The organism is Desulfobulbus propionicus DSM 2032 (genome assembly GCF_000186885.1).
Taxonomy (GTDB): Bacteria; Desulfobacterota; Desulfobulbia; order Desulfobulbales; family Desulfobulbaceae; genus Desulfobulbus; species Desulfobulbus propionicus.
In genome coordinates this window covers 3,439,890-3,452,178 of record NC_014972.1, presented here as the reverse complement: position 1 = coordinate 3,452,178, position 12,289 = coordinate 3,439,890, and the positions used below count along the sequence as shown (strand labels likewise).

General features: G+C 62.8%; 12 protein-coding genes. 1 reads left to right on the top strand and 11 read right to left on the bottom strand.

The genetic code is table 11. The annotated features are described in order from the left end of the window. Window positions 1-20: 20 nt before the first annotated feature. From DESPR_RS15025 to lpdA, 3 genes are read right to left on the bottom strand one after another with little or no spacing between them, the layout of a single operon-like run. The gene (locus DESPR_RS15025; protein ID WP_015725655.1) at window positions 21-389 is read right to left on the bottom strand and encodes a translation initiation factor Sui1; all 369 of its coding nucleotides are present in this window, start codon (window positions 387-389) and stop codon (window positions 21-23) included. A gap of 33 nt (window positions 390-422) precedes the next feature. After that, on the bottom strand, window positions 423-1,421 hold the full coding sequence (pyrC, locus tag DESPR_RS15020) for a dihydroorotase (protein WP_015725654.1): 999 nt from the start codon (window positions 1,419-1,421) through the stop codon (window positions 423-425). A gap of 12 nt (window positions 1,422-1,433) precedes the next feature. Continuing rightward, window positions 1,434-2,855, bottom strand: a complete 1,422-nt coding sequence (gene lpdA / locus DESPR_RS15015; protein ID WP_015725653.1) for a dihydrolipoyl dehydrogenase — start codon at window positions 2,853-2,855, stop codon at window positions 1,434-1,436. A gap of 205 nt (window positions 2,856-3,060) precedes the next feature. Between lpdA and DESPR_RS15010 the strand changes: the two genes are divergently transcribed. Then, window positions 3,061-4,032, top strand: a complete 972-nt coding sequence (locus DESPR_RS15010; protein ID WP_043770194.1) for a diguanylate cyclase — start codon at window positions 3,061-3,063, stop codon at window positions 4,030-4,032. Window positions 4,033-4,085: 53 nt separating this feature from the next. On the opposite strand, the gene DESPR_RS15005 is transcribed toward DESPR_RS15010, so the two are convergent. The 8 genes from DESPR_RS15005 to metX all read right to left on the bottom strand — a co-directional run bounded on the left by DESPR_RS15005 (window position 4,086) and on the right by metX (window position 12,105). Beyond that, complete coding sequence (locus tag DESPR_RS15005; protein ID WP_015725651.1) at window positions 4,086-4,949, bottom strand: DUF1186 domain-containing protein; 864 nt, start codon at window positions 4,947-4,949, stop codon at window positions 4,086-4,088. Between the two features lie 109 nt (window positions 4,950-5,058). After that, window positions 5,059-5,715: a YkgJ family cysteine cluster protein gene (locus DESPR_RS17530; RefSeq protein WP_015725650.1), complete on the bottom strand. Its 657-nt coding sequence runs from the start codon at window positions 5,713-5,715 to the stop codon at window positions 5,059-5,061. Further along, the gene (locus DESPR_RS14995; protein ID WP_015725649.1) at window positions 5,712-6,143 is read right to left on the bottom strand and encodes an MOSC domain-containing protein; all 432 of its coding nucleotides are present in this window, start codon (window positions 6,141-6,143) and stop codon (window positions 5,712-5,714) included. Before DESPR_RS14995 ends, DESPR_RS17530 begins: the two co-directional genes overlap by 4 nt. A gap of 87 nt (window positions 6,144-6,230) precedes the next feature. After that, entirely contained in the window at window positions 6,231-8,171 is a 1,941-nt protein-coding gene (locus DESPR_RS14990; RefSeq protein WP_218918254.1) for a hypothetical protein, read from the bottom strand. A 257-nt stretch (window positions 8,172-8,428) separates the two neighbouring features. Further along, window positions 8,429-9,355: a cysteine synthase A gene (gene cysK, locus DESPR_RS14985; protein WP_015725647.1), complete on the bottom strand. Its 927-nt coding sequence runs from the start codon at window positions 9,353-9,355 to the stop codon at window positions 8,429-8,431. After that, entirely contained in the window at window positions 9,352-10,323 is a 972-nt protein-coding gene (locus DESPR_RS14980) for a serine O-acetyltransferase (protein ID WP_043771559.1), read from the bottom strand. The genes cysK and DESPR_RS14980 overlap by 4 nt, the downstream gene beginning before the upstream one ends. A 26-nt stretch (window positions 10,324-10,349) precedes the next feature. After that, window positions 10,350-10,985 (bottom strand): methionine biosynthesis protein MetW, encoded by a 636-nt coding sequence (gene metW / locus DESPR_RS14975; RefSeq protein WP_015725645.1) that lies wholly within the window; start codon window positions 10,983-10,985, stop codon window positions 10,350-10,352. After that, a complete protein-coding gene (metX, locus tag DESPR_RS14970; protein WP_015725644.1) occupies window positions 10,969-12,105 on the bottom strand; it encodes a homoserine O-acetyltransferase MetX in 1,137 nt (378 codons plus the stop codon). Before metX ends, metW begins: the two co-directional genes overlap by 17 nt. Window positions 12,106-12,289 lie beyond the last annotated feature (184 nt).

The following is a 12,289-nucleotide window of genomic DNA, read 5'->3' as shown; positions in this document are numbered from 1 at the left end:
AAGACAGGACGCGCGGGGCATTACCCTCCCGCACGTTTGACGGTGTAGCCCAGGCGGGTGAGTTCCGCCACCAACAGGTCGCGGTGTTCGCCCTGAATTTCGATCACACCGTCTTTGACGGCGCCACCGGCGCCGCATTTTTTTTTCAATTGGCCGGCCAGGTCGCGCAAGCGATCAGGGGCGAGCGGTAATCCGCTGACCGTGGTGACGCCGCTTCCCTTGCGGCCCTTGGTCTGGCGGCCCACCCGGACGATGCCATCGCCCCGGGGAACGGTCGAGGATCGGGTCGCGCAAGTGCAGGCGCCGACCGGGCGGCTGCATTCGGGGCACAGGCGTCCGTGTTCGGTGGAATAGACTGAAACAGTGTTTCGCGGGTTGTTCGATACCATCTTTATGCCGTTCTTTCAATCATTACCGACTGTTTACGGTCGCTTTTCCACTCGCCAGCGCAAGGTCTGACCAGCGAGAAACGGCCGAAGTGTTTCATATTGTTCCATCACCGTCCAGGGGGCACGCACCAGATGCACCTGTTTGTGCGGCGGCCTGAGCCGGTAAAATCGCCGTGCATGGTGGCTGACGAAATCGGCCAACCGCTCCAGGCAATCGGCCTCCTCGAACAGCTGGGCCAGGGCGGGCAGGAGTACCGGCGCGGAAAAGACTCCGGCGGCGCAGCCGCAGCATTCTTTCTTGTGGCGGGGATGCGGCGCCGAATCCGACCCGAACATCAGCCGGGGGTGACCGGCAAGAACAGCCTGGCGCAGGGCCTCGCGGTCCCGCGGGGTCTTGGCGATCGGTTTGCAGAACAGATCCGGTTGCAGCAGTCCGCCGACCACGTCGTCCAGGGTGATCAGCAGGTGGTGCAGGGTGACGGTGGCGCCGACGTTGTCGTACCGGTCGAGCAATTCGACTGCCTCGGCGGTGGTGATGTGCTCCATCACCAGCCGCAGTCGGGGAAAGGTTTCGGCCAGCCACTGATACACGCGCAAGAATTCCCGTTCCCGCTCCATGACGAAACCATCCGTCTCGCCATGCACCAGCAGGGGGATGTCCAGATCTTCCAGCAGGGCCACGGTGTCGCCGATGCGGTCGAAATCCCGCACCCCGGACTCGCTCTGGGTGGTGATCCCGGCCGGGTAGAGTTTAAGGCCGATGATCTCGTCCCTGGCGGCCAGCAATTCTTCCCGGTGGTAAGAGCGGAAGAACAGGGTCATGTAGGGGGTGAACGGTTCGCCGGCGCAGGCGTCGAGGATCGCGGCGCGGTAGGCGCGCAATCGCTCCAGACTGTCCACCGGTTGCACCAAGTTGGGCATGATCACGCCGCCGGCGAACTGGGCGGCGCTACAGGGGGCGACCAGGGCGAGCATCTCCCGCTCGCGCAGGTGCAGGTGCATGTCCAACGGATTCTCAAGGGTCAGATGCATGCGCGGCCTCCGTTATCTTGTCCTGGCCGGCTTTTTCGGTGGCAGCACATCGGTGATCGACCCGGTGACCATCTCGGCGGCAAAGGCCAGGGTTTCGGCCAGGGTCGGGTGGGCATGAACGGTCAGGCCGATGTCCTCGGCCGTGGCGCCCATCTCCAGGGCCAGCACCGCCTCATGGATCAGCTCGCCGGCGTTCTGGCCGCAGATGCCGGCACCAAGGAGGCGGCCGCTATCCGGGTCGCACAGGATCTTGCTCACTCCGGTGCCCGCCCCAGCGCTCAACGCCCGACCGCTGGCCCCCCAGGGGAATTTGCCCTTGTCCACGGCAAGGCCCTGTTGGGCGGCCTCCTTTTCGCTCAGGCCCATCCAGGCGATTTCGGGCGAGGTATAGGCCACCGAGGGAATGGCCCGTGGGGCGAACACCGAGGCGTGGCCGGCGATGACCTCCGCCGCTACCTTGCCCTGATGGGCGGCCTTGTGCGCCAGCATGGGGTCGCCGACCACATCGCCCACGGCGTACACGTGGGGCACGGCGGTCCGTTGACGGTCGTCGACCGGGATGAAGCCCCGGCCATCGAGGTCGATTCCCAGAGCCTCCCGGCCAAAATTTTCTGTATTCGGTCTCCTGCCCACGGCCACCAGCACGGCGTCGAACAGCTCGGCGGCATCGGTCTTGCCCGCGAGCGTGACCTCGATTCCGTTTGTCGTGGCCGTCATCCCGGCCACCCTGGTTTCGGTACAAATTCGATACGTTTTCTTCAGCTTCAGGAACAGCGGCTGCACCAGGTCGCGGTCGGCTGGGGGGATGATCTGGTTCTGCGGCTCGACCACAGTGATTTCGGCACCGAGCGCCCTGTACACCTGGGCCATCTCCAGGCCGATGATGCCCGCGCCGATGACCAGCAGTCGTTTGGGAACCGTGGTCAGAGCCAGGGCGGCGGTGGAATCCCAGATGCGCGCATCCTCGGGGCAGCCGGGCAGGGTTGCCGGGCGTGATCCGGTGGCGATGATCGCATGGTCAAAGCGCACCCGGACATCGCCCTCCTGGCTGCTGACCAGCAGGGTGTGCGGGTCGACAAAGGCGCCGTGGCCAGTGAGACGGGTGATCTTCCGGGCCGCGCACAGGCTGTCGAGGCCGGTGGTCAGCTGGGTGACGATTCGCGCCTTGTGGCTGCGCAGGGTTTCGAGGTCGATGCGGGGCGGGGCGAAGCTGACGCCGAAGGCCGCCGCGTCGCGTGCCTCCTCGATCACCGAGGCCGCATGAAGCAGGGTCTTGGAAGGGATGCAGCCGACGTTGAGGCAGACCCCGCCCAGTCTTCCGCCCTGTTCGATCAGGCAGACCGAAAGGCCGAGATCGGCGGCGCGAAAGGCCGCGGTGTATCCGCCAGGACCGCCGCCGAGCACGGCGAGCTGGGTGGTCAAATCGTGAGCCATGGGATGCCTCCTTGAGGGAAAAAAAGAGGGGATATAATCTTGTCCGAACCGCGCAAAAAAGTGGCCAAAGCGGCCCGGCTAACGGTAAGGTGCTGATCACCGGCAGCTGTCGCGGCTCGGCTCGAACCGGCAGGCGTTGACCCGGGCCGCGTTTGGTTCGTTGCCTTTGTTCCCTTTCCTTTTGTTCTTCCTCACCATGGAATGCATGAAAAAGAAAGAAAAAACAACCGATGCCTCCATTCTGATCGTCGATGACAACCCGGTGGTCATCAAACTGCTGCACGCCATGTTGGCCCGAGCCGGGTATCAGGTCGTCCAGGCCGCCAGCGGCCAGCAGGCGCTCGCCCTCCTTGCCTCCGACTGCCTGCCGGATCTGATCCTGTTGGACATCGACATGCCCGGCGTCTCCGGGCTTGAGGCCTGCCGGCTGATCAAGGAGAATCCACGGACAGCCGACATCCCCGTGATCTTCGTCACGGCCAGTAACGACAAGGAACACATCGTCAACGGGTTTGCCGCCGGCGCCCAGGATTATATCATCAAACCCTCGACCCAGGAGGAACTGCTGGCCCGGGTCAGGACCCATCTGGCGCTCTGCCGTACCCAGCAGGCGCTGAAGGCCAGCCGGGCCCGTTACCGGGAGCTGTCCTTCCTCGACGATCTCACCGGCCTCTTCAACACCCGCTACCTCTACCGGAACATGCAGGCCCATTTCAACCGCGATCCGGAGCAGTCGCTCACCGTCATCTTCATGGATATCGACCGATTCAAGCAGGTGGTCGATAGCCACGGGCATCTCAACGGCAGTCGCGCCATTGCCGAGCTGGCGGGCATCATCAAATCCTTGCTTCCCCAGGGCGGGTACGGCGTCAGTTATGGCGGCGATGAATTCGTGGTGGTGCTGGCCAACCTGGATGGGGAGGCCGGCAGGCGGCTGGCCGAACAGATGCGGGCGGCGATCGCTGGCCGCCGGTTCCTCCGTGGCCAGGGGCTGTCCGTCCACCTGACGGTCAGTTGCGGCATGGCCTCCTATCCCGAGGATGCTCACGATCTGGTCGATCTGCTGGGCAAGGCCGATCACGCCCTGTTCGCCAGCAAGAGCCGGGGGCGCAATACGGTCATCAGCTTTGCCGACATGGGGGCCAAGCCCCGCGACGGACTGCTGCCGGTCGATTAGCCAGGAGGTGCCGGCCGCCAACGACCTCGGGGGAGCTGTGCGGGGAAGGGGGGCTAACGCTTGTTTTTCTTGCGCACCTTTTTGGCGGCCTTTTGAGGATCGTGGCTGCCCTTTTTCTTGTCCTTTTTGGGGGCCGGTTTTTTCGCTGCGGGCTGTTCGTGGTCCTGCTGATGAAATTCGGCAAACCAGGAGATGTAGGCATGGATATCCGCCGGCATCCGCGCCTTGACCCAGGTCAGCAGATGGTCCATGGCCGCCTCCATGCTCCGCTTGTTAGCCTCCTCGACATTTTCCAGACTGATAAATCCGGGGGGGACGATGCCCTCGGCAAAGGCGGTGCGGATGATGGCCATCGAATCCCCAGGATGGAGGTCGCACAAGGTGGCAGTCAGGTTGCCCCAGAAATGGGAGTCGCGCGCGGCCTCCTCGCCGGTGAACAGCCCCTGGAAAAAGCGCACCACCTCGTCGCGGTGGAAGGGATGAAAGGCCACCGCATAGGACAGTGCCTCCATGGCCGCGCAGCGCACATACTGATCCACCTCTCGGTTATTCACTAAGTTTTTGATCGCCTCGATGGAGCCGTTGCAGGTCCGGTAGAGCAGGGTGGGCAGGGTTTCGGTGGTCATGTCGCCCCACAGGTCGACCAACTGCTCCTCGGGAATGGAAAAGGCCCGGATCAGCGGCAGATGGGCGGCCGGCTCGCAAAAATGGGACAGCAGGCTGGCGGCGTAGACGTGGGCATTGTGTCCTTCCAGGCAATAAATCAGCGGGTTTTCGGCCACCGTCTCGATGATCTTGAGCAGGTGCGGGGTCAGTTCCTGCTGACAGTGCAGGGCCTGATCAACCTCGTCGCGCATGTAGGTGTCGGTCAGTTGGTCGAAGCGGGCAAGGAGGGTCTGGACATCGGGAGCGCTCATTCCGGCGTACCTCGGGAGAAGAAGGGAAAAAGGGGGGCAAAAGGTGCGGCACTCTATATGCTTTTGCTTCGGCCGTCAACCCCATGCTGGCCGCGGCGGGCGCCTGCGTCTAACGGTGCAGGCGGATGCCTTCGGGGGTGTTGACGGCTTGCAGCCCCAAGGGCAACAGCAGTTGAAACAGCGGCCGGCCAAAGGAGAACATCTCTTGCGCCACGGAAAGGCGCAGCTCGGCGGCGACCCGGCTGCGGAAGGCCAGATCGAGGGCCACGGTGGCTTCCAGTTCGGCCAGGCGCGCGGGGTCGAGCGTGTCTTGCGCCAAATCGCCGGCCAAGGCATGCAGGTCCGGGCAGGGACAGCGTTGCTCATGTTCCCGGATCAGCGGCAACAGGGGATCGTCGGCGGCGATGCAGGCAAAGCGGGTCAGCAGGTCCTGTCCGGCTATGTCCAGGATGGGCCCGGTGTCGGTGCAGTCAAGCAGCCGGCAGGCCAAGGGCCGATGCGAGTAACAGCGGCACCCTTGGCTCTGTTCATCATAAAAGAGGCAACACCAGGTGCCGTGTTGGCCGCTTAGCTTGAGAAATTCATGAGTGACCGGTTCGGGACGGTCGGCCAGAGGCTGGAAGGCCAGTTCACCCCGGCGGACGGTAATCAGGTCCTCGGTGCGCAGGGTTCCCGAACGGAGCAGTTTCAGATCCGGCCCGTGCAGGGCCGGGCCGCCCTGACGGCAGCAGGTGCCGCAGCGTTTGCAATTTGCGCTACCGCTCACGGCAACACATCCAGGTTGTCGCCCTTATGCAGGGTCCCAGGCACGATCACCTTGGCGAAAATGCCTTCGCGCGGCATGATGCAGTCGCCCACCTGCTTGAAGATGGCGCAGCCGTGGTGGCATTTCTTGCCGATCTGGGTGATCTCCAGCACCACCTGGCCGTTGCTCAGGCGGGTGCCGATGGGGAGTTTGGCCAAGTCGATGCCCTCGGTGGTGATGTTCTCGGCAAAGGCGCCGGGGTCCAGTTCCAGCCCCTTGTTGCGCATGAAATCGATCGATTCCTCGGCCAGCAGGCTGACCTGGCGGTGCCAGTCGCCGGCGTGGGCATCGCCGACCATGCCGTGATCGACCTTGACTTCAATGCTGTCTACCGGCTCCTTGTTGACGCCTTTTTCCCGGCTGATGTTCAGTGAGACGATTGTTCCCATAACGTTCTTTCCTTGGTTGTGCGTGTATGCATTGCAACTCGGATGCCATGTGACGGTATCCGGAAAAGACGGGCGCTGCCCACGTCCTCATTCTATCTCTTCAAGTTTGAAGGCCCTTTGTCCCTTGACTTTTTTCGCGATGGCGCCGCCTTTCGTGAAATATTTCGACGTGCCGTCGATGCCCAGGATCAGGGTGGGCTCCTCGTCGGTGCCGCCGATGCTGGCTGTTTTCGGGATTGTCCCGTGCCCGGTCATGCCGCCGTCGGTCACGGTTTCGTTCATCACGAACCGGGTACTGCCGCTGGTGAGATCGAACGAGCCGCTGCCTGAAAACCTGGAATCGCCCTCGAAGGCCCAGGTCCAGATGCTCTTGGTGCCCAATCCGCTGGTATAGACGATGCGCAGGGGCAAACCAGGCGCGACCTCGACCACGCAGCGCCAGCGGGAGAGCTTGTGCCACTCGACCGGCACGCGCGCCACCGCCCGTTTGGGAAACCAGTTGGCGAACCATCCCTTGAGGACTTCGATATTGCCGCCGACAACGTTCCCAAACAGGGTTGCGGCCATGATTTTTCCGGGGTTGGATTTGTAGACGATGAGATTGGCCTGCATGACGACCTGATCGTGCTTGATCCGGCCCTTTTTCACTTCCTGGCCGAGTGTTTCCTGGCTCATCGTCAGTTCCAGGACGGCCTTGCCATCGGGACCGACGTTTTCCCGGCTGGAGGGAGGAAATTTCGGTTGGGCGTGCTTGGGTGTTCCGTAAAGCGCCACCCACTCGACGGTGGTGTCCTTCATCGAGTCGCTGGTCGGCTTTTCGATGCCGAGAAACTTGAGGCAGGCCAGGGTGGCGTCATCGGCCAACGGTCTCGAACTGACCGAGGCGGTGATGTGCATGGCGGCGTTACCATGTTCATGCCCCAGATAGTGGGGCTTGACCGGATCCCAGGTCAGGGTCAGGCTGTATCCGCCATAGAGGGAGATCATGGAGGTGAGCAGGTTGGTTATTTTCAAGATACCGGCGGCCTGCCCCAGTGTTTTTCCCAAGGTGCCGTCGCCCAAGGAATCGAGCCATTTGCCTGTTTTATCCAGCGCCGTGTCCATCATCCAGCCGACGCCTTCCTCGGTGAAATCCTGGGCAGCCTCGGCTTCCTCGTTTTTTCCGACATTGTCTTTCACCCAGGTGCAGGGGGGGTCGCCAGCGGCATGGGCGGATGGCACGAGCAGTGACGTCGACCAGGATGTCGCGCACTGCAGGAGAGAGACAGCCCTGGACAACTGCCTCGGCGCGTGTTGCTGGGGCAAGCCCTTGTAGGCTCCGGCCGTGAGCAGCATGAGTTCGAGATACGACAGCTCGATCTGCTCGGGGATAATCGCGCCCTGGGTAAAATCCGACCCGTTGCCCCTGATATGGGCAATCCGTGCCAGCAGCAAGGGGGCGAACGCTTCGGGATCGGCGGGCGACTGCTTGGCGATGGCCGCCCATTCCCGCAGCAACATGCCCAGGGTTTCGGGACGCGTGAGCAGCTGGGCTCCGGGGCCGTTCGGGTGTTCGGCAACGGCCTTGGTCAAATCGGCGAGCGTCCAGCCCTGATGTTCGAGAAAGTCGAGGGCGAGGTTGTCGGCCTGGGCGGGCAAGAGCCACCGTTTGATGATGCGCGGGCCGGTTGCGGCAAGGATTTCGGAGGCACTCTTGACGGCCATGCCCGAACGGGCAAGCGCTTCATAGGCGGCGGGGCGGATTGCATCCGCCGTTGTCGCGCTGGTCAGCGACTTGGCCAGCCGTTCGGCGGCGGCGGACGGTGATTCGGTGTAATCGATGTCAATTTTAAGAACCGCCTTGCTCAGCGCCTCACTGGCTCCAGCGACGGGACCTGTCGGAGGAGAAAGAACGGACGCTTCAGGGGATGATTGCGCCCAGATCGGCGCAGAGAGGGACCAGATCCCAAGGGTGACCCAGAAGGCCAGAATGGCTGGAATCAGAGAGAGTCTCCGCCGCGCGCGCAACTGCTTGCCTGTACATGCCATGGATTGTCCCTTCTTCAGAAAGAAGTGGTGGAAGGTGTCCCGCAAGACGCTCCGGCAGCGGGTGCCTCTCCTGCGATCGAAAGGTCCCATGTAAGCATATCCTGCCGATAAATTCAAAGGAATGCGCGTGCTCCCCACGTAAGGCAGGGAAAATCCCCCACCGTATCATCCAACAGCTCTGTTGCCCAGAAAGACGAGGAGAATGGGCAGGCTGTGCCGACAGTCCGTGATATAGGCGATGGTGGATTCGGCGAAGACTATGCGGTCATCAACTCGGTGCTCAGATAGCGCTCGCCGGTGTCGGGCAGAAGAAGGACGATCCGTTTACCCTGAAACTCGGGCCGGACAGCCAACCGCAGGGCTCCGGCCAGGGCCGCGCCACCGGAGATGCCGCAGAGGATGCCTTCACGCCGGGCCAGAAACTGCGCCTGGCGGATGGCCTCGTCGTTTTCGACTGTAACAATCTCGTCGATCACCGCCCGGTCGAGATTGTCCGGAACAAAACCGGCGCCGATGCCCTGGATCTTGTGCGGCCCGGGCATACCACCCGAGAGCACCGGCGAGGCGGCCGGCTCGACCGCCACGATCCGCACCGCCGGGTGCTGTTCCTTGAGGTACCCGCCCACACCGCTGATGGTGCCGCCGGTGCCCACGCCGGCGACAAAGGCGTCGATCCGCCCCCCTCCCTGTTGCCAGATCTCCGGGCCGGTGGTGCGCCGGTGCATGGCCGGGTTGGCCGGGTTGGCGAACTGGTTGGGCATCCAGACGCCCGGACGTTCCTGCTGAATGGCGGCGGCCCGGGCCACTGCACCCCGCATGCCCTCGGCCGCCGGGGTCAGCACCAGCTCGGCCCCCAGATGGATCAGCAGCTTGCGCCGCTCAATGCTCATGCTTTCGGGCATGGCGAGGATCAGATGGTAGCCGCGGCTGGCACTGACAAAGGCCAGCCCGATGCCGGTATTGCCGCTGGTCGGCTCGACAATGGTGCCGCCCGGGGCAAGCAAACCGCGTTGCTCGGCGTCATCGACCATGGCCACCGCCACCCGGTCCTTGATGCTGCCCAGCGGATTGAACGACTCCACCTTGGCCAGCAGTTCAACTCCGGTTGCGGAGCTGATGTGCCGAAGATGAACCAATGGGGTGTTGCCCACCGCCTGAGTGAAATCGCCGCACACCGTCCTCATGGTTGTCCTCCCTGCTCGCGACCGATATAGACCAGACGGGGCTGCTCCAGCATCACCCGGGTATCCGGACCGACCGACTCGGTCAGCCAGACGTTGCCGCCGATGATCGAGCGCGCACCGACCACGGTGTCGCCGCCGAGGATGGTGGCATTGGCGTAGATGATGACGTCGTCCTCGATGGTGGGGTGGCGTTTGACGTTGCGCAGCTTCATCCCCGCGTCCCGGGGCAAGGACAGGGCGCCGAGGGTGACGCCCTGGTAGAGCCGCACCCGGTTGCCGATGGTGGTGGTGGAGCCGATGACCACGCCGGAGCCGTGATCGATGAAGAAGTCCGAACCGATGGTGGCCTCGGGATTGATGTCGATGGCGGTGCGGTGATAGGCGTGTTCGCTCATGATCCGGGGAATGAGCGGTACCCCCAGTTGGTGGAGGCGATGGGCCAGGCGGTAGATCAGGGTGGCGAACAGGCCGGGATAGCTGAAGATCACCTCGTCCGAGTTGGCCGCCGCCGGGTCGCCGGTCAGCGTGGCCTCGATGTCCGACTCCAGCAGGTTGCGGATCGCGGGCAGGCTGTCGATCAGCTCGGCGGCGATTTCGTAGCTGCGCTCATTGCACAGGGTGCAGGCCTGGTTGTGGCGGAAGCAGTCGTGGCGGATGGCCGAACTGATCTGGCTGGCGAGATGTTCATAGAACTGGCTCAGTTGCTGCCCCAGATGATAGTCAAGATTCTCCGGACGAAGAATATCGGCGGAAAAAAAGCCGGGAAAAAGGATTTGCTGCGCTTGCTCGATCAGATGGATGATCGCCTGCTTGGAGGGAATCGGCACCGGTTCGATATGGCTGGCCCAGCGGCCGCTCCTGAACCCTTCGGCCAAGGCGGTCACCGCGTCGGGAATCGGATTGCGCACCCGCTCGGCGGTGATGGTTTCGGTCTTGCAACTTCCGGCCAGCACGTCCTGTTTTCCCATAATCAACTCTTCCTGAAAAAAGCGGCTCACGTCACTCGCTCCAGCATCATGATGCCATAGGTTGCCCGCAGATTCTTGAACGAGCGGACAATGTTGCCTTTATAGTCGTGATGATGGGTGTTGATCGCCACCTCACGCACCGTGCGCACTCCGAACATGCGGAGAAAGCGCTTGAAATCCTTGATGGAAATAACCCGGATGTTCGGGGTGTTGTACCATTCGTAGGGCAGCTGGTCAGTGACCGGCGCCATGCCGGTGAACAAGAGTTGCAGCCGCGCCGACCAGTGGGCGAAGTTGGGAAAGCTGACGATCACCCGCTTGCCGATCCACAGCAGATCCATCAACAGCTCCTTGGGGTCATGGATTTGCTGCAGGGTCTGGCTGAGCACCACCACATCGAAACGCCCCTCGGGATAATCGCGGACCTCCTGGCGAAAGTCGCCCTGGAGCACGGTCAGGCCGCGTTCGATGCACCGGGCCACCTTCTCCTCGGACAGCTCGATGCCGGTGCCGATGCCTTGCTTGTGCTGTTTGAGGTAGTCGAGCAGATCGCCGCTGCCGCAGCCCAGATCAAGCACCCGTGAACCCGGTTCGATCCACGAGGCGATGACCTGGAGGTCAAAACGCATGGTGCCCAGTTCCCGGTTATAGACACTGTTCATGGTACACCCGATCGAGAAAACCACTGATCAGCCCGTTGAGGCGTTCATTGGGCACCAGGAAGGCGTCGTGACCCCACTGGGCCTCGATCTCGCAGAAGCTGACATCGCTGCCGTTTTTTTTCAGGGCCGAGACGATATCGCGTGACTGATAGGTGGGGTAGAGCCAGTCGGAGGTGAAGGAGATCACCAGAAAGGGCACGTCGGCCAGGGCCTCATTGACCAGCAGGTTGTGGCCGCCGCGTTCGAGGTCGAAATAGTCGGCGGCCTTGGTGATGTAGAGCAGCGAGTTGGCGTCGAAGCGGTCGACGAATTTCTTGCCCTGGTGATGGAGATAACTTTCCACCTGGAAATCGCCGGTGAAGTCGAACGACAGGGCGCTGCGGTGCAGCCGACGACCGAATTTCTCCCGCATGGCCTCATCGGACAGATAGGTGACATGGCCGATCATTCGTGCCACCGCCAAGCCATGCGCCGGGCCGGGGCCGTCGTAATAATCGCCGTTGTTCCACGCCGGGTCGGCCATGATTGCCTGCCGCGCCACCTCGTTGAAGGCAATGGCCTGGGCCGAATGGCGGGCCGTGGTGGCCAGGGGGATGGCCGAGCCCACCATCTCCGGGTAGTCGGCGCACCAGCGCAGCACCTGCATGCCGCCGACCGAGCCGCCGATCAGCGACATCAGCTTGCGAATCCCCAGGTGTTCGATCAGGTGCTTTTGCGCCCGGACCATGTCCTTGATGGTCACCATCGGAAAGGTGAGTCCATAGGGTTTGCCGGTCTGCGGATTGATCGACGAGGGTCCGGTGGAGCCGGCGCAGCTGCCGAGAATGTTGGAACAGATGACGAAATAGCGGTTGGTGTCCACCGGCTTGCCCGGACCGACCATGTTGTCCCACCAGCCGGGACGCTCGTCATCCTCGTGCAGGTAGCCGGCCACATGGGAATCGCCGGAAAAGGCGTGGAGGATGAGGATGGCGTTGGTGCGCTCGGCGTTGAGCTCGCCCAGGGTTTCGTAAGCCAGGGTGATCGGCCCCAGGCGGGCGCCGCAGTCAAGGATCATCTCGTGCGGCGGTTCGGCAAAGGTGAAGTATTGGCGTTCGACTAACCGGGGAGGAGCAACCATCCCGATGGTCCTCCTTATGGTTGTCCTGCTCCCCGCATGGTCGGATCGACCACCGTGTATGCCACTTTGTGGGGCAAAATTATCCGTGCTGCCCAGTGTATTCATGGGGGGAGTTATAAGCATATCCGGGAGGATGCGCCACAAGAAAATGGAGCAAGAACGGGGGCCGGCCGCATGCCGTCCT